General features: G+C 44.9%; 15 protein-coding genes and 1 pseudogene. 10 read left to right on the top strand and 6 right to left on the bottom strand.

The window, feature by feature from the left end; translation table 11 throughout:
• Positions 1 to 369 precede the first annotated feature (369 nt).
• The 3 genes from AC1YY3_RS01910 to AC1YY3_RS01900 all read left to right on the top strand — a co-directional run bounded on the left by AC1YY3_RS01910 (position 370) and on the right by AC1YY3_RS01900 (position 3,653).
• On the top strand, positions 370 to 1,470 hold the full coding sequence (locus AC1YY3_RS01910) for a DUF2817 domain-containing protein (RefSeq protein ID WP_482194277.1): 1,101 nt from the start codon (positions 370 to 372) through the stop codon (positions 1,468 to 1,470).
• A complete protein-coding gene (locus tag AC1YY3_RS01905) occupies positions 1,470 to 2,594 on the top strand; it encodes a peptidase C39 family protein (RefSeq protein ID WP_482194276.1) in 1,125 nt (374 codons plus the stop codon). Before AC1YY3_RS01910 ends, AC1YY3_RS01905 begins: the two co-directional genes overlap by 1 nt.
• A 402-nt stretch (positions 2,595 to 2,996) precedes the next feature.
• On the top strand, positions 2,997 to 3,653 hold the full coding sequence (locus AC1YY3_RS01900; RefSeq protein ID WP_482194275.1) for a hypothetical protein: 657 nt from the start codon (positions 2,997 to 2,999) through the stop codon (positions 3,651 to 3,653).
• Between the two features lie 84 nt (positions 3,654 to 3,737).
• On the opposite strand, the gene AC1YY3_RS01895 is transcribed toward AC1YY3_RS01900, so the two are convergent.
• The 3 genes from AC1YY3_RS01895 to msrA all read right to left on the bottom strand — a co-directional run bounded on the left by AC1YY3_RS01895 (position 3,738) and on the right by msrA (position 6,726).
• The gene (locus AC1YY3_RS01895; RefSeq protein ID WP_482194274.1) at positions 3,738 to 4,292 is read right to left on the bottom strand and encodes a response regulator transcription factor; all 555 of its coding nucleotides are present in this window, start codon (positions 4,290 to 4,292) and stop codon (positions 3,738 to 3,740) included.
• A complete protein-coding gene (locus tag AC1YY3_RS01890; protein ID WP_482194273.1) occupies positions 4,276 to 5,655 on the bottom strand; it encodes an ATP-binding protein in 1,380 nt (459 codons plus the stop codon). The genes AC1YY3_RS01895 and AC1YY3_RS01890 overlap by 17 nt, the downstream gene beginning before the upstream one ends.
• A gap of 438 nt (positions 5,656 to 6,093) precedes the next feature.
• A complete protein-coding gene (gene msrA, locus AC1YY3_RS01885) occupies positions 6,094 to 6,726 on the bottom strand; it encodes a peptide-methionine (S)-S-oxide reductase MsrA (protein ID WP_482194272.1) in 633 nt (210 codons plus the stop codon).
• Between the two features lie 86 nt (positions 6,727 to 6,812).
• Between msrA and hslO the strand changes: the two genes are divergently transcribed.
• From hslO to AC1YY3_RS01855, 6 genes and pseudogenes are all read left to right on the top strand, one after another.
• Positions 6,813 to 7,685, top strand: coding sequence for an Hsp33 family molecular chaperone HslO (gene hslO, locus AC1YY3_RS01880; RefSeq protein ID WP_482194271.1), 873 nt, complete (start codon positions 6,813 to 6,815; stop codon positions 7,683 to 7,685).
• A gap of 53 nt (positions 7,686 to 7,738) precedes the next feature.
• On the top strand, positions 7,739 to 8,497 hold the full coding sequence (locus tag AC1YY3_RS01875; RefSeq protein WP_482194270.1) for a hypothetical protein: 759 nt from the start codon (positions 7,739 to 7,741) through the stop codon (positions 8,495 to 8,497).
• Between the two features lie 17 nt (positions 8,498 to 8,514).
• The gene (locus tag AC1YY3_RS01870) at positions 8,515 to 9,849 is read left to right on the top strand and encodes a histidine kinase (RefSeq protein WP_482194269.1); all 1,335 of its coding nucleotides are present in this window, start codon (positions 8,515 to 8,517) and stop codon (positions 9,847 to 9,849) included.
• 18 nt (positions 9,850 to 9,867) lie between these two features.
• Complete coding sequence (locus AC1YY3_RS01865) at positions 9,868 to 10,509, top strand: response regulator transcription factor (RefSeq protein WP_482194268.1); 642 nt, start codon at positions 9,868 to 9,870, stop codon at positions 10,507 to 10,509.
• A 378-nt stretch (positions 10,510 to 10,887) separates the two neighbouring features.
• Positions 10,888 to 11,478, top strand: coding sequence for a hypothetical protein (locus AC1YY3_RS01860; protein ID WP_481823924.1), 591 nt, complete (start codon positions 10,888 to 10,890; stop codon positions 11,476 to 11,478).
• A 120-nt stretch (positions 11,479 to 11,598) separates the two neighbouring features.
• A pseudogene (locus tag AC1YY3_RS01855) lies at positions 11,599 to 12,315 on the top strand (S8 family peptidase); the annotation flags it as partial.
• Positions 12,316 to 12,549: 234 nt separating this feature from the next.
• Here the strand turns inward: AC1YY3_RS01855 and AC1YY3_RS01850 are convergent.
• From AC1YY3_RS01850 to gshA, 3 genes are all read right to left on the bottom strand, one after another.
• Positions 12,550 to 13,494 (bottom strand): GGDEF domain-containing protein, encoded by a 945-nt coding sequence (locus tag AC1YY3_RS01850; RefSeq protein ID WP_481823925.1) that lies wholly within the window; start codon positions 13,492 to 13,494, stop codon positions 12,550 to 12,552.
• A 120-nt stretch (positions 13,495 to 13,614) separates the two neighbouring features.
• Entirely contained in the window at positions 13,615 to 14,340 is a 726-nt protein-coding gene (locus AC1YY3_RS01845; RefSeq protein WP_481823926.1) for a phosphoadenylyl-sulfate reductase, read from the bottom strand.
• Positions 14,330 to 15,922: a glutamate--cysteine ligase gene (gene gshA, locus AC1YY3_RS01840; RefSeq protein WP_481823927.1), complete on the bottom strand. Its 1,593-nt coding sequence runs from the start codon at positions 15,920 to 15,922 to the stop codon at positions 14,330 to 14,332. Before gshA ends, AC1YY3_RS01845 begins: the two co-directional genes overlap by 11 nt.
• 91 nt (positions 15,923 to 16,013) lie before the next feature.
• Here gshA and recQ point away from each other — a divergent pair, with 91 nt between their 5' ends.
• Positions 16,014 to 18,152 carry a DNA helicase RecQ gene (gene recQ / locus AC1YY3_RS01835; RefSeq protein ID WP_481823928.1) on the top strand — a complete coding sequence of 713 codons (2,139 nt, stop codon included), beginning with the start codon at positions 16,014 to 16,016 and terminating at the stop codon, positions 18,150 to 18,152.
• The last annotated feature ends 50 nt before the right edge of the window (positions 18,153 to 18,202 follow it).

Genomic DNA, 18,202 nt, shown 5'->3' with positions numbered 1-18,202 from the left:
TCCAATTCCTCCAAGGCTTCGTGGTGTTTGACAAGGGCATCGCTTAAACTGGTTTGGGCTAGGTTCTTCCAGGACATAGGCTATTGCTCGAACTTGAATAAAGGCTTATTTTACCCATTTTGGGGCTTGAGGTCGTGCAAAGGTCTCTGCAGTTGTGTCATTCGTCGATGTGGGTTTGACATTAATCGCTTAGTGATTTGCTTTTTTGGTTAAGGTAGGATATTCACATTGTCCTGAATTGAATCTGAACGGCGTGTAAAGATTCCTTGCCCGTTTATTTTGTAACTAGACTTATTTTATTACAAAGAGTTTCTGCAATAGTTTATTTATACTTGGGATAACCAACGAGTCTTAACGCAGTTTAAACCAATGTCATCCTACTTAACCTATACACCGATAAATACCGACGTTTTCCCAGACAGCTACGTGACGGCGAGAGAACGCTTGCTATGTCTAGCAGAACTGCCCGTCTATGCCCAAATCCAACATAAGACTTATCCTTGTCCCGGTAAGGCACCGGACGGAGAGCCGTTAGTGACCGATACCCTGTGGTTAGGGAATGAAAATGCGGGCAAGGTTTTAGTGTTACTAGCCGGGGTCCACGGCGTTGAAGGCTTTGTCGGCAGCGCAGTTGAGCTTGACCACATCGGCTTGATTACCAGCGGGCAGCTTGCAATACCGGAAGATACCGCCGTCTTGGCCGTCCATGCCTTGACTCCCTGGGGTTATGCTTGGCTGCGCCGGTGCGATGAAGACGGTGTAGACCTGAACCGCAATGCGGTGGATTTCTCTAAACCCTTGCCCGAAAACCCAGGTTACGAATTCCTGATGAATGCCCTGTTTTCAGCCGACCAGGATCAGAGAAAAACGGCTTTTGCCGAATACGAAAGGCAACAGGGCAGAAGTGCACTCGAAATGGCGATCAGCGGAGGACAGTACACTGACTCAACAGAGCCTTTCTATGGCGGCACGAAACCCGCACATGGTCGATTAGTGACCGAAGACCTTATACGGCAATACAACCTACACGAACGCGATCTGGCAGTAATAGACTTGCACAGCGGCCTTGGGCCTTACGGTTATGGGGAAATCATCTGCGACCATCATCCAGCCAGTTCCGGCGTACAAGTTGCCCACGATTGGTATGGCGACTCGGTGACTTTACCCGCATTAGGCACATCCAGTTCCGTCCCTAAAACCGGGTTAATGGATTATGTCTGGCACGACATCATGAACGGGCGGAGTTGCCATGTCACGCTGGAATTTGGTACTTTCGCAACCGACCAGCTATTTGAAGTGCTGTTAAAAGACCATCAACTTTGGGCGCAACCGGACAATATTTCTGCCCGATTGGAACATAGCAAATTCATGCGCCAGCATTTTTGCCCTAATGATGAAGCCTGGAAAGCAATGGTCTTGTTCCGCGCCAGACAAGTGATTTCGCAAGCCTTACAAGGATTGTCCGCTTGATGAGTGGTCTGATGGACAAGGAAAACACCCTAATTCGCCCTGCCCAACCAGGCGATCTTGATGAATTGGTTGAACTGGAAAATACCAGCTTTGACACTGATAAATTAAGCCGACGCAGTTTCCGGCACTGGATAACGGCAGAGCACCGAGCTTTATTGGTGGCAGAAATCGCCGACGCGGTTATCGCTTATATCCTTATCATTTACCATCCCGGTACAAGACTGGCGCGTATTTATTCGCTTGCCGTAGCCCATCAACATCGGGGTGCCGGTATAGCCAAGCAGCTTATTCTCGCAGGTGAGCAAGCTGCACATGATGATGGTAGGCTGTATCTACGGTTGGAAGTCAGCGTCGATAACACCCCGGCAATCAGGCTTTACGAATCGTTAGGTTATCAAAAATTCGGCATCTACCGGGATTATTACCAAGACCACAAAGATGCGCTACGCTACCAGAAACGTATCCGCCACTATAGCGACACCTTACAGCACCGCTCCGTACACTGGCTCAAACAAACCACTCACTTCACTTGTGGCCCTGCTGCGCTGATGATGGCAATGCACGGGCTGAACCGCGCTTACCAACCTTCACAGGAAGAAGAAATCAATATCTGGCGGGAAGCCACGACCATCTTCATGACTTCAGGGCATGGCGGCTGCCATCCGATAGGTTTGGCTCTGGCGGCAAAACGGCGCAACTTCGGCGTGGAAGTCTGGATCAACCAAACCGGCACCTTATTCATAGACGGCGTACGCAATGAGGACAAAAAACAGATAGTCGATCTGGTGGATAACGGCTTCAAACGCCAAGCAACCGAGCAAGGCATCCAGATACACACCGCCAACATCACCCAAAATGAACTCATCAGCGCATTCAAGGCCGGGGCTATCCCACTGATATTGATTAGCACCTTCCTGATGGACAGGAAGAAAGCGCCACATTGGGTAGTGATGAGCGGTTTTGACGACGATTGCCTGTACATGCACGACTCCGACCCCGACGAACGCCGCCAAAGCGAACTCGATTGCCAGTTTATCCCCATCGCACGGGAAGATTTCGACCGGATGTCATCCTTCGGTAAAAACCGCTTACGGACGGCGGTGATTATTTGGCCGGGTTCATAAGCGAATCTCTAATAATTCACCAGCGATTGTTGGATGCTTAAGGATAGTATGGTGAATCAAAACCATACTAAAATCCTCAATGTTTAGATAGCATTGACGAATCACCGAAAATATAGATACCAACATGTAACACGCACGGAATTGAAGAATTTAATTTTTTCTTGACTTTGGCAATCCAGCTTGTTATGAATGACAGGGTTTTAAGCAACATAATAACTATAAATAATTACGTGGGGGCTTGCTGTGGTTTCAAACAATAGTACCGGTATAAGCGATCTGTCAGCTAAGTTAAATAGGCTTGAAGATCAAGTCGCTAAGTTAACTGTACAAATTAAAACGAATAAACAAACGATTAGTGAATTAAAACTTCACATCTCCCAACGTGATACGCAGATTCAAGAGATGGAGTTGAAACTCGGTTACGCCCAGCAGTCCCTGCTGGAGAAAGCAGTCAATAAAATCGAGCAATGTCGAGTTCAACTAAAAACGGGTATGGATGAGAAGGTTATTAATCCAACGGTCAGTCAAATTCAGCAACATATCAAATCAGCTCAGGAATTGGTTGATGAAGCTAAAGCAGTAATCATCGAAAAAAAGGCGTTTATTGATGGTCGCATTCTGTTCGCCCGTGACAAGGTAGTGCAATGTCCTGAACAAGCAAAATCGTATGTTGAAAAATCTGTTATTGCACCAGCCAAGGCCCTGTATAACCAAACCTTGGAATCCATCGGTAGCCAGGTAAAAACAACGCGTAATTTAGTCGAGAATAAGGCTATTTATCCAGGTAAGGTGTTGTTTGATGAGATTGTCACCACGGCGCAAAGTTTGCCAGACAAATTTATAAGTCTACTACAGACACAAGTCATTGAGCCTATTGCCCAGGCAAATAAGCAAGCTTCCTCCGCCGCCAATTCCATTTACCCAGATACTATTGATTTTATAAGTAAAAAAACAGGTCGTTTTGGCGACATCTTCCATCAAGCCTTATCAGAAATTGCTAATCAGGTAAAAAAATCGCCGTTCTGGGATGGAAAAGACAGATTAAAAGCCAGCTCGTAACGGGTTGAATTATCTATAGTTTAGGCATTAAGGTGTAAATAATTCCCTCTCCATCTGGGAGAGGGAGTGCAGTGATTTTGTAGGCTACTCTCTAACAGGTCTTTTTTCCAGTTTTCTTTGCAATGTGCGTCGGTGCATATTTAATGCCCTGGCTGCTGCGGAAATATTGCCGTCATAGTGCATCAGTATTTTTTGCAGATGTTCCCACTCCATCCGTTTTGCTGACGGCGGATTCTTGTTAATTGAAACCCCAGCATCACCTTCATTTTTGTTGAGGGCATTAACGATTTCGTCGGCATTAGTGGGTTTGGTCAGGTAATGGATTGCCCCCAGTTTGATGGCTTCGACCGCCGTAGCAATACTGGCAAAGCCAGTCAACATTACGCAAGCCGTGTTCGCATCCAAAGTAATCAACTTTTTAACCAATTCAAGCCCTGATTCATGACCAATCCGTAAATCAATCACCGCATATTCAGGCAAATATTGCTCAGCTAATGCCATGCCTTTTTCGAGATTGTGAGCAACCAACACCTCGAAATCCCGTCTTTCCAATGCCGCTTTCAATACCTTACAGAAGACCTTATCATCATCTACCAGTAACAATATCGGTTGATCTGATAATTCAGTACTCATCTTCATTCTCCTTGTTAATCAACAATGGCAGGTTTATTTCCACGTTCGCGCCGCCTGTTTCCATATTGCTGAGTTCAATTTTTCCGCCCAAGCGATGGATGGTGGAATAAGTCAGAAACAAGCCCACCCCTAGGCCTTTATTTTTGCTGCTTACCGGTTGTTTACCTATTAAATCAACTATTTCAGCAGGAAAGCCAGGGCCATAATCCCTAATTTTAAGCGTTAATTCTGCCATACTCCAAAACGCATGAAATTCGATGCCTCGCTCAGGATCAGTAGCCTCAACAGCGTTATTTAAAATATTAATGAGCGCATGAGTTAATGTGCGTTCGGCAATAATGTTGGCATAAGCCTCAACAGTAGGATCAATAAAAAATTGTAATTTTGCTATCGGTTTGTGAGTGCGCCATTGGTATAGCACGTCGTCCAGGTAGTTACTTAGCAACATGACTTTCCCTGATTCAGCACGCATCTCGCCGGCGGATGCCGACATCAGCGACAAAGCGTCCTTGCAGCGGTTAATCTGGTTTTTCATAATCTCCATTTTTTCATTGAATTCTGGAAAATGCCGAACCGGATAATCCTGGATCAGATCGTGTACCACAATAGCCATAGTTCCTAGTGGTGTTCCCATATCATGCGCGGCACTGGCAGCGAGGGTTCCTAAAGCCACGACCCGTTCGTCTCTAAGCGCATTTTCACGGGCTACAGCAAGGCTACGCTCTTGATTTTTTAGGGTTTTTGCTAATTCCGTTACAAAAAATGCCACTAATCCTGCACTAAATACAAAGCCAAACCACATGCCAAACATGTGCAGATTATAATAATGGTTGTCGCTTAACTCATGCGCTTTCTGCAACAACTTATCGTTTGTCATAGTCATGCTGTGGTGCATCATGCCCGAATCCGGCATGTGTGGCTCTATGGAAGGTAATGGCACGTTAAAGGCAATGAGTATGGAATACATGGACGTGGTTAAAATCACCATATACCAGGCATACGATTGGGGCAGCATGATTGCCGTGATAATCAAGGGTAGCAAAAAAACCCAGGTAATCGGGTTAGATGCACCTCCGGTAAGGTATAGCAAGGCCGCAATAGAAATGACATCAATACAAATCTGCGAAAATATCTCCAGCTCGGTAACTGGATCGTCGGTCTGCAAGCGCATCGAGGTATACGCGTTAAACGCGATAATGGCGACGACAACCAGCCATAGCTGCTGCTCAGGTATTTCGATATTTAGCCCGTAAACAAACATCACGATCAAAAAACCTTCACCCAAGATCATCATATTTCTAAGGATGAACAACCATTTTAGGTTTTGGAGAGCAGAAATTTCAGATTTTGGTAATACGTATGACAGCATGTTAATTAACGGTGGTAATAAGTAAAATGAGGGTAATAAGGCAGATAATAGCTACTAAGTGATAGCTATGAAGGGCGATCCATCGGCGTTGGGACAGCTTTTCGAGCTAGTTTAAACGCATCAAAACCTCGTTTTTTACGATTAATGCGGTTTTTTGGCTTCTAAAAGCCACAGAAAAATCTCATCGGTTTTGTTTTAGTGGACTATTTTAGTGCTAAAAAATATATATTATCTATATAAATCATATCATTATAGTGCATTTGTGCGAACTAACAGTCACTCTGGGGGTGCGACAATTTGCCGCATTCCATATTGCACTGACCACTGCTACTATGTTACCAACTTTTAAAGGTTCTTTAGCGAACCGCAATAGCTGAAAGTTGCGTTATATTCTTCCTAATCTATATAAGGCGGTTTTGTTAACCGCCTTTTTTTTGCTCAATCAAAAGCCACACCTAATCCACCAATACCACAGTAACCTTGGGGTTCTTTGGCAAGATATTGTTGGTGGTAATCCTCAGCATAATAAAACGTCTCAGCAGGCAATATTTCGGTACTTATCTGTCCAAAACCGGATTGGGAAAGGCAACGTTGGTAATGATCTTTTGATTTTGTGGCTTCATCCCACTGTTCTTGGCTGTAAGTATAAATCCCAGAACGGTACTGAGTGCCTTTATCGTTGCCCTGCGCCATACCTTGAGTAGGATTGTGCGACTGCCAAAATAACGCCAATAATTCCTGATAAGTTGTTAAAGTCTGGTCGTAAATCACTCTGACCACCTCATTATGCCCAGTCAAGCCAGTACACAGTTCCTCGTAAGTGGGGTTGGGCGTATAACCGCCACTGTAACCAACGGCTGTGCTAAACACCTTGGGATGTTGCCAAAACTTTCGTTCCGCCCCCCAAAAACAACCTAAGCCAAATAGGGCAAGTTCCATAGTGTCTGGAAATGGCGGCGCAATGGGATTACCCAAGACGAAATGCTTATTGATGATAGCCATAGGCGAATCTCGCCCAGGCAATGCGTCTTTAGGATCAGGAAGTACCAGTTTCTTACTTGAAAAAATCATGCTTATCATCATTCAGCTTATGTTCACCCGAAGCCTACTATAATTCTGGCTTATAATAAAGCGCAATAACCGTCATCGGGATTCGCATGTTACAACAAGATGTATTACGTCGTTTTTTATTTGAAGAGCTGGGTGTTCGTGGGCTATGGGTTAGCTTATCTAGCAGTTGGCAAACTGCAAAACAGCAGCAACAATGCCCTGATGCTGTACAGCTACAACTTGGGCAAGCCTTATCGGCTGTCGTTTTGCTATCAGCGACCATTAAATTCAATGGTTCCATAATTTTACAAGCCCAAGGAGATGGTCCACTTAAAACCTTGGTGGCACAAGCAACACATGACCGTAAAATCAGAGGATTGATTAGAAGTAGTGCTGATGTAACTCCTGGCTCATTGCAGGAAATGTTTGGGGATGGTCGTCTAGTGCTGACGGTAGATACCGAAAACCCCCATCCTTATCAAGGCATTGTTCCTTTACAGGGCGAGAATTTGGCAGCCGCTCTGGAAACCTACTTTGCCCAATCTGAACAACTCAACACGCGTTTGTGGTTATTTGCTAACGAAATCCACGCGGCTGGTTTGCTCTTGCAAGAACTCCCCGCCCAAAGTAACGATAAAGCCGACTGGGAGCGAATTGAGATATTAGCAGGCACAGTTACCGAGCAAGAACTGCTGGAATTGGACTGCGAAGCCTTATTGTACCGCCTGTTTAATGAAGAAAAAGTCCGTTTGTTTGATGCTGAACTCGTTGAATTCGATTGCTCTTGCTCCCGCCCAAAGATAGAGAATGCACTGCGGATGATGGGCAAGGACGAGTTGGAAGGTGTATTGCATGAACGCGGTCAAATTGAAGTAAACTGCGAATTTTGTAACAAACACTACCAATTCGATAGAATTGACGTAGAACAACTGTTGTTCGGGTACAAAAATATTCCTGTAAATTCGCACACAAAGCACTAATCGGGATTAACCGAAATTAAGGCTTTCCTATTAATCATTTATCAAATAAGTCTATGAAAACAAAAACCATTCGAATTATTTGTCTTATTATGGTGGTACTTACCTTAACCGGTTGCGCTTACTGGTGGCGAGCTTATAAAACCTATCAACAGATGGGTGAATTTGATAAATATTTTTCCGTGGTCGCGGCTGAGGACTTTACCTTAAAGTTCAAGGAACCGATTATGTTAAGTGAAGATTTTGTTTCCTTAGCCAGGCTTAGGCCGACAGAAGAAACGTCGACACCAGACGGAAAACATTGGCGTTACTGGTTTCACAAGATTGATGGCTATAAAAAGCGGGTATCGCCTGCGGTCGAATTTCATTCTGATTTGAAGTTTAACAAGCACGATAAATTGGAAGCTTGGTCGTTTTCATCGCTATTTTTAGAGATCGCACCGCCAAAGTTTTTGGAGGCATCGTTACGTTCAATTGGTGGCGGGGAAATCAACAAAGACAAAATGCAGTTACGCGGTAATACTGATGCCATCGAAAAAATTGCAGCCGATTTGCCCAAAAAACCCGTTGTAATCGCAAAACTTGGCCAACCCTTTGAAATAAAAAAAGATAAAGATAATGAAATCTACATTTATCGGTTTTTATTGGACACCAAAACCATTGATGAAGGCTATGAAGACCGTGCGATAAGCGAAGTTAAACTAAGCTTCGACAAAAAAACCCAGGAACTCGTCAGGATGGCAGGTCGTTTTGCCGGATTGAAAATTTCCATTAATTACAAAAAATTTCAAGAACAACCCGCTGACGAGTCTTGATTTGTGCAAGAAAGACCGTGAGTTTGCGCTATCAGATCAATATCAGGATTGTGCTGACCAGCATCGTCATCCTGCTATTGGGTGGAATGATTGCTATTTGGCAAGCGCGGCTATCGGTAAAAACCGAACTGGATTCGTCGCTTAATCTTGCGGCACAACTCATCCAGCTCAATTTTCAAAACGAGTCGCAGCGCAGTACAGTTGATGTGGACGCTTGGTTACCGCGCTTTGTTTCACTGGAGCAAACCCGACATTTGACCATAAAATTGCAACAGTCAACGGGTAACATCATTAACTTTGCGGCTAAGGCAAAGCCTGTGAATGAAAATATTCCACCGCAATGGTTTGTGCAGTTGATCTCGGCGCAATCGCCTAAAATCGAACAACAACTGACTAACGCTGATGGCAAATCGATCAGCCTTATTATTCAGGCCAACCCAATTGATGAAATCAGTGAAGCATGGAAAGAAAGCCGTGCGTTTTTTGTTACGCTGGTCATCATGACAGCTATTACATTCATCACCGTCAACTTATTGTTTAGCAAGACATTAAAAACAATAAGAATCATCATCGAGGGTTTAAAAGCGATAGAATACGGTAACTACCAGCAAAAATTACCGACTTTTTCCACCCAGGAATATGACAGTATTGCCAAAGCCATCAATCATACCGCCGATGTTCTGGATGCAGCCCATAAGGAAAATAGCGCATTATCTCGCCATAGTCTGCAAATACAGGAAGACGAGCGGCAACATCTGGCTAAAGAACTGCATGATGAACTGGGGCAATCGCTGACCGCCATCAAAGTCATGGCAACCACGACCAAAAACAATCAAGCCAATTCCGCACAAATTGCCGATACCATTATTTCCGTTTGCGATCATTTGATTACCGTGGTGCGTTCGATGATGCGGAATTTGCATCCCTTGGTGTTGACTGAATTGGGTCTGAAAGCCAGCCTTGAAGATTTGCTTAACCACTGGGTGCAGCGGTATCCAGAACTGTCGATTACGCTAGATTGTCCCGATATGATCGATAAAATTGAACAAAAAATAGCTATTCAGGTGTTCAGGATCGTACAAGAATGTTTGACTAACATCGTCCGTCATGCCAAAGGCACTGAAGCCACTATTCATTTGGAAATAAATCCTGAGAAAATGCTGCAAGTAGAAATCGTTGATAATGGTCAGGGCTGTCTATTAAGCGAAACCAAAAAAGGTTTTGGACTGCTCGCCATTCGGGAGCGGATTAAAAGCCTGGATGGAGAACTCAATATTCAGACTGGTCATCAACAAGGCATGAAAATTACGGCCAATATTCCACTTAACTATCTGTACCCTTTAGAAGATTAGGATGAATGTTTTTCAGATATGAAGAAAATTAACGTCCTTTTGGTTGACGATCATGCCGTTGTACGCGCAGGTTTTCGCATGTTACTCGCATCTGCAAACAGCATTGAAATTGTCGCCGAGGCAGAACGTGGCGAAACTGCCTGTCAGCTTTATCTGGAAAAGCAACCTGATGTGGTCGTGCTGGACTTATCCATGCCAGGAATCGGTGGTTTGGAATGTATTCGACGTATTTGCAATCGGGATTCACTGGCAAAAATATTGGTTTTTAGCGTACACGACGAAAGCGTGTACGTCAGCCGCGCCATCGAAGCAGGTGCAAAAGGTTATATTACCAAGAATAGCGCACCCGAAATTCTGGTGGATGCCATTCAGAAAATAGCGGCTGGGGATATTTACATTGAACCAGGTTTGGAAAAAACGCCCAGAATTCACGGTAACGAGCTTGATTACAAAAATCTCATCAATACCCTAACACCCAAAGAATTCGACATATTCTGCTTACTTGCCAAAGGCTTAACCACACATAAAATTGCCGGCGAGTTGTGTTTAGGTTATAAAACCGTAGCTAACTACGGTACTCAAATCAAAAGCAAATTCCATGCGGCAACCGTAGCAGAATTAGCACATATCGCCACGGCTTTGGGTATTATAAAAAATTAAATTAAAATTCTTCAAATTTCCGAAAAATAGTGGACTTACTTGCATTAATATTTTCGTTTAAAACAATAAAATGATCTTAATTTAATCAAAGAGCAACGCATTTTTAGTGTTTTATTGGGAACAATGTCACATTAAAATCTAAATATTAATGCTATTTTAAGCACCGTAACGTATTCTGCTGGTCGTCTTAAGGGTGTTTGCGAGAGCAGATACCTGTAAAAAATTCAGCAGTTAGTTAATGAGAGCTTAAATTGCTAATCAGAGATGTAAGTGCTTTTGATTAATACGAAAATACTTTTAAGCGTTAGTGTATTTTAACTAAAATTCTTTTTAAATTAAATGCTGCCTTTTTTGAACACAAATTAGAGTGAACTCACTATGAAACTCCATCCTTGCCTTACCCTGCTTATTACGCTCTTGCTCTTCTGCCACCCTGATCTTAAGGCAGCACCTACAGATCAGGATGTTACAGCTATTGAAACTGAAATTTCTGATTCAGATCCCCAGGCTGAATTTAACCGACTGTCCACCAAAGCGATAGATGAAGGCAGCGTTCAGGTCATGGTCGTCCTAAAAGAGCAATCTGATGCTTTTGGATTGCCGCAAAGCCTCGCACAGCAAGAAGGTGAACAAACTCAAATAGAAAGCCAACAAGACGCGTTAATGGCAGAAGTGCCGATACGTCGGGCTAATTCCATTAAACGCTTTACGCACCTCCCGTTTCTCGGCTTGTCGGCTGATGCAGATGAATTGAAGCGCTTGCGTGCGTCTCCCCAGGTCGCTGAAATCATTGAAGATAAAATGAATTTTCCGCTTTCTCACGAGATTAGCATAGCCAAAATAGGTGCTGATGCGGGTTGGGGTTTAGGGTACACGGGCGCAGGACAAACCATCGCCATCCTTGATAATGGTGTTGATAAGAATCATCCGTTGCTATTGAACAAGGTCGTTAAGGAGGCGTGCTTCTAAACTGCTAACAAAAAACAGAAAGTCAAATCTTCCTGCCGTAAAAATCGCAAGAAAGATCTTAAAGTTGGTTCCGCTTCGGTAACGTGTGGATTCCAAAATTTTGATTGCTCTCACGGAACCTTATTGGCAGGGCTTGCGGCTGGCAAAAGTTCAGCACCAAATCTGGCAGGTTCTGGTGTTGCACCGCAAGCTTCAATAATTTCTGTGAAGGTGGATTCCCTGTTAAAAAATAGAAGAATTTGCGGTTCTGCCAAACCGTGCAGTGTGTTTTTTGATAGCGATTTATTGCGAGGTTTAGAATTTGTTTACAAACAACGACGCGCATTCAATATTGCATCCATTAGCGTCAGTGTCGGTGGGAGGTCCAACAAGCGTGGATGCCTTAGAAGCCCAATTCGCCGAACTGTTGCCAAGCTCCGTCGCTCAAATATTGCGACCATAGCCGCCAGTGGCAATGAAGGTGCCGCAAATCGATTAAGCTCACCAGCTTGTATACCAGGCGTTATTAGCGTTGGTGCGACTAATACGGCTGACGCGGTGTTATCTTATTCCAACAGCGCGAGTACGCTATCATTGCTTGCACCTGGGGATAAGATTGGACTGCCTATGCCTGGAGTTGTCTCCGCAGGAAATGAGGTGGTATCTTCTGGTACTTCGTTGTCTGCGTCCTTAGTCAGCGGTGCCTGGGCGGCACTCAAATCACATAAACCCACCGCTACGGTTGATGAGATATTAGGCGCGTTGGGCAATACTGGTGTCCCTGTATTTGATCCTAAAAATGGGTTGACTAAACGGCGTATTCAAGTAAACCAAGCTCATGCAGCCATAATCCCGTAGGGGTTTTAGCTTTAACTGATAGCATAATCTGAATTTAATCAACAGTAGAAACTCTGATACCGGTAGGGGATTGCCGGTATCCAGACCTCAAAGAGGTGAGTTTACCGAATCACACATTGAGCTTAACTTCATATAGCCTCGCCCCAGCGTGCCTGCTGGCGCGGGGTACTTGGAAAACTTGTGGCATCATCAACGTTTTGTGTTAGCTGTAGTGTGGTAGAAAATCACAAAACATTAATATTTCACGCAGTTTCGCCCACTTTGTTTGGCTAAATACAGTTGCTTATCGGCGGCGGCAAACAATGAGTTACCGGTAGCGTTTTCATCGCTTACGGCAAGCCCAATAGACACAGCAATGCCAGACAAGAGAATGCCATCAGGATTTGCTATCAGTTGATTTTCTGTTTCCTGGCGTATCCTTTCCGCCAGAGTGAAGCCGTCGGCTAGATTGGTATTGGGCAATAAAACCATAAATTCTTCACCGCCGATACGCGAGGCGAAATCATAAGGTCTAATATTTGTCCGCAACACATTACCCATAGAAATCAATGCAATATCCCCACCTTGATGGCCGTGTAGATCATTGTATTTTTTGAAATGATCGACATCAATGATTAAAATGCACAAGGGTTGTGCAATTTTGTCCATTTGAGTGAGAATGCGTGGCAGTGCATTATCCAGCCAGCGGCGGTTGTAAAGTCCAGTAAGTCCATCGATGTTCGCTTGATTAGTTAATTCTAATATTTGGAGTTGGTCATTGATGATTTTTTGTGTATTAACTTTCATCCGCTTTGTGAGTATCCGCAGCAAGTTGAATGCTATGGGATGTGTGTTCTGGATAAGATCAAGCAGAAAATCGCGGTGAACCGGAAATACTCGACAATGCTCTTTAGCCTTCACATACGCAGATGGAGTGGTATCGTCAATGATAGACATTTCACCAACCGAATAGCCTTGGCATAACTCCCTAATGACCGGTGCGTCTGGTGAGTTAAAATGCACCGTGAGCGTTCCTGAAAGCAATAAGTAGATGTGATGATTGTCCAGATTAGGAGAGAGCAGTAATTCGCCAGGATTGAGTTCGATAGGACTAGCATGTGCCATCACTTGTCTTAACAGCTCATCAGGGACATTCTGTAATAATTCAGTTTTTGCCAACTCTTGGATAAGAGGAGTCATAGAATGTCCTGTTTGGGTGTGAGAACTGTCAGTTCAAAGCAGTTGCTGAGGTAAGAGTGCAAGGTATTTTGGCAAATTTTATTGGGGTTCGCAAACAACCACAAGCTATCTGTTGCATAATTAATTGGTTGGTTTATTATCACTAACATGCAAGCCACATTCTTTCTTCGTGCTTTCTTCCCACCACCAGCGTCCTGCCCGCTCGTGTTCATTAGGTAAGATGGCGCGGGTGCAGGGTTCGCAGCCTATGCTGATAAAACCTTTGTTATGAAGTTCGTTAAACGGCACTTGATTGGCTTCGATGTAATCCCAAACTTGGGCTGATTTCCAATTGAGCAAAGGATTGAATTTGACCAACTGGTTTTTTGCAGTCGAGAACACGCTATCTACCTGCACTTCGGGTATGTCTTGGCGGGTATCGACGCTTTGATCGCGTCGTTGTCCAGTAATCCAAGCATCCACGGTTGCAAGTCTTCTTCTGAGTGGTTCTACTTTACGAATTTTGCAGCATTCTTCATGGCCGTCTTCGTAAAAACTGAACAGGCCCTTATGCTTGACGAACTCATCCAACACGTTTCGGTCTGGGGTCAAAATATCAATTTGTATTTGATAATGCTTCCTGACTTTTTCGATGAAACGGTAAGTTTCAGGGTGCAAACGCCCTGTATCTAGGGTGAAAACCTGAATATCCTTGCGTATACTGACAGCCATGTCGATCAAAGCGACATCTTCCGCACCGCTAAAGGAAATGGCGATGTTGTCGAATAAGGACAAGGCTTTTTTCAGGATAAACCTAGGATTTTTGCTTGCCAATTCAGCTTGTAATTGCTCGATATTAACCGTCATTTTCGCACTTTTGGGTAAAGTAATTATGTAGGAATTCGTCAAAAGGCAGCTGTGGATTGGCTTCCAATTCTGCCTGTTTGGTTAGGGATTGCTGTGCCAAATCATTGAACTGCATCGTAAACGCTTCATCGGGCTTGTGACCATTGAAACAAGCCGCATGTTCCATCGACTTATTCAGTGCAAAACGGCTGAACGGCTGTTTGGTTTCCGTCATAATCGCCAACATCCGCGCTGATGCGGTCAAATCAGGGTTTTGCACGACTTGCTGTTGCGCCAATAAGGCCTTGTTGTAAGGTTTGCTTGCATCATCCTGATCCAAAATATTACAAACTGCTTCCATTGAAGTCAGTATCTCATCCGCCCAATCTTTTAAGGCAATCTTTTTGTCGTTACGCTCAAGTTCAAGGTTAGACTTTCTTCCAAAATTAGCAACCTGTAATTGATTGCGATTATTAGTTTGGAAATCCGTTTCTGACATCGGCGGACTATTTTGCAGCAAACAGGTCAGTAACAAAGCTTCAATAAAGCGGGCTTTATCTTCGTCAATACCGATGGGATTGAACAAATCCAGATCCAGTGAACGCATTTCCACATAGCGTACGCCGCGCCGTTTGAGTGCCACAGTGGGCTTTTCGCAGGATTGGGCAATCTGCTTGGGCCGGATGATGCTGTAGAACTCGTTTTCGATTTGTAGTACATTGGCGTTGAGCTGGCGGTATTCGCCATCAACCACAACGCCAATTTTTTCATAATCAGGATACGACGTGGCGATAGCGTGGCTTAAGCTATCCACATATTCCGGCAATGAATTGTAATTGATCCTGAGATTCGCCTGGTTTTTGCTTTTGTAACCGATGTCGCTCATCCGCAAGGAAGTCGCATAAGGATGGTACAAAGTGCCTTGGTCGAATTCTTCAAATTGCGCCATCAACTGGGGACGGCTGTTGAAGAAACTTTTGCAGATTGCAGGTGATGCGCCAAACAGGTACAAGATTATCCAGCCCATCCGCTGAAAATTCCTGACCAAGCCAAAATAACTATCTGAGGTGAATTCCTCAAGGCTCATCACACTGTTTTCTTGGCTGTGCAGCACAGGCCAAAGCACTTCTGGTACGGAAAAATTAAAATGGATTCCCGCAATTGCTTGCATAGTCCGACCATAACGATGCCATAAGCCATGACGGTAAACATGCTTCATCCTGCCGATATTGGATGTGCCATATTCTGCAATCGGTATGCTTTCATCGCCTTTGATCCCGCAGGGCATACTGGTACACAGCAAGATTTCGTTGTCCAGATGCTGGTAAACAAACTGGTGGGTTGATTGCAAATAGCCCAGTGTTTCTTTGATGTCGGCAAAGGGCGGGGTTATCAACTCAATCAAGGCTTCGGAATAATCCGTGGTGATATAAGGGTGCGTCAAAGCCGAACCCAGTGCCTTGGGATGTGGTGTTTTGCTGATAGTGCCGTCTTTGGAAATACGTAGGCTTTCTTTTTCTATCCCTTTCAGCCCCCCGCTAATGAGATGTTGTTGGTTGGTTGCTATGAGTTGGGCTAGACGCGCAGAATGCGTGTTATTCATGAGGTGCCATTGTGTGGGTTTATGCTCTTACTGTCCTGTATAATTGCGCCATTATAAAGGTATTGCCCCATTCAAGAAACAAATCGTCACGATGGAAACACCCGATAGTCAAGCGATTGCACTTCTCAACACGGTATTCGGTTACGAGAGCTTTCGTGGTCAGCAGCAAACGATTATTAACCACTTGATAAACGGGCAGGATGCCCTGGTCGTCATGCCGACGGGCAGCGGCAAATCCTTGTGTTTCCAGATCCCTGCGCTGATAAGGCCAGGTGTCGGCATCGTCATTTCGCCGCTCATTGCGCTGATGCAGGATCAGGTCAGCGCATTGCTGCAACTGGGCATTAAAGCCGCGTTCCTGAATTCTTCCCTTTCCTTTGAAGAAGTCCAGCAAACTGAGCGGAAATTACTCAATGGTGAGTTAGACCTGCTCTATATTGCACCGGAACGGTTAGCCAATGAAAGGATGCTAGTCCTGTTGGATCGGCTGCAAATCGCATTATTTGCAATAGATGAAGCACACTGCGTGTCCCAATGGGGGCATGATTTTCGGGTCGATTACCTGCGGCTGTCCTTGCTACATGAGCGTTACCCGCAAGTCCCACGTATAGCCTTAACGGCAACAGCGGACGACAAAACCCGCAAGGAAATCCAGTTTCGGCTAGGGCTTGAGCAGTCCCAACTCTTTCTCAATGGTTTTGACCGCCCCAATATCCGCTACCGCATTGTGCAAAAACAAAATGCACGGCAGCAATTGCTAGCTTTTATTGAGACGGAACATGCAGGCGATGCGGGTATCGTCTATTGCCTGTCACGCAAAAAAGTCGATGAGACGGCGCAATGGCTAACCACCAAAGGTGTCAAAGCCCTGCCCTATCATGCTGGCATGAGTAATGGTGAAAGACAAACCCATCAACATCAGTTTTTAATGGAAGAAAACTTGGTGATGGTGGCGACTATCGCGTTCGGCATGGGCATCGACAAACCCAATGTGCGTTTCGTCGCGCATCTTGATTTACCTAAAAGCATCGAAGGTTATTACCAGGAAACCGGACGTGCCGGACGTGATGGCTTGCCCGCCAATGCCTGGATGGCTTATGGGCTACAGGATGTCATCATGTTGCGCCGAATGTTGGCGGAATCCAATGCCAATGAAATCCAAAAACGCATTGAATACAACAGGCTGGATGCCATGCTCGCGCTGTGTGAGCAAGTGCATTGCCGCCGCCAAGCCTTGCTCGGCTATTTTGGCGATACCCTGGAACAGCCTTGCGGCAACTGCGACACCTGCCTGGAACCCGTAGAGACCTGGGATGGTACGCTAGCTGCACAACAAGCCTTGTCGTGCATACACAGGACGGAACAGCGTTTTGGCGTGGCTTATCTGGTCGATGTGTTGCTGGGCAAAGCTACCGAACGCATCATCCGTTTTGGACATGATAAGCAATCAACCTACGGTATCGGCAAGCAGTTGGAGGAAAAACAATGGCATTCGGTGTTCAGGCAACTGGTGGCACGTGGCCTGGTTGCCGTCGATTTTGAGAATTTCGGCGCATTGCGGTTGACGGCGGAATGCCGGCCCATCCTTCGCAGCGAACAACAACTGATGCTGCGTAAAGACATCCAGGTTGAAAAAACAAAAGGCGGAAAACTCGCTAGATCGGCAAATAAAAGCAAAAACATCAACAGTTTGCTGTGGGATGCGTTGCGTAACAAACGCCGAGAACTCGCCGAAAAACAGGATGTCCCACCTTACATTATTTTTCATGATGCCTGTTTGATGTCCATGATGGAACATAAGCCATCTACGCTGGAGCAATTGAGCCGACTTCCCGGCGTAGGCGAACGTAAACTGGCACTTTATGGCGCACAATTTCTGGCTGTCATTGACGAATACAGGGATGCGAATACGACAGCATCAGATACGGCAAGCGAATCTGTCGAGTTATTCAGGCTGGGCTTTAGCATCCCGCAAATTGCCCAGAAAAGGACGCTACAAGAATCCACTATCTACGGACATCTGGCGCAATATCTGGAACAAGGGCAGTTAGTATTGACTGATGTCGTTGATTTGCCAGAGCAAGAAATCAGGCGGATAGAAGAAATCATCATCAACTTGCCTGACGACCAAAAAAATGCCCTCAAACCGGTTTTCGAGTCGCTAGATGGTGCGTATAACTACGGCATTTTGCGTTGTATTAGGGCGGCGTTGCAATCTCAAATAGCTTGATAAATGAAGGTTGTGAGGATAAACAGCTAAATGGAGTCCAATATTCCAGA

Source organism: Methyloglobulus sp., from assembly GCF_964779595.1.
Note: the sequence above shows the minus strand (reverse complement) of the source record. Positions and strands in the feature narration are given on the sequence as shown.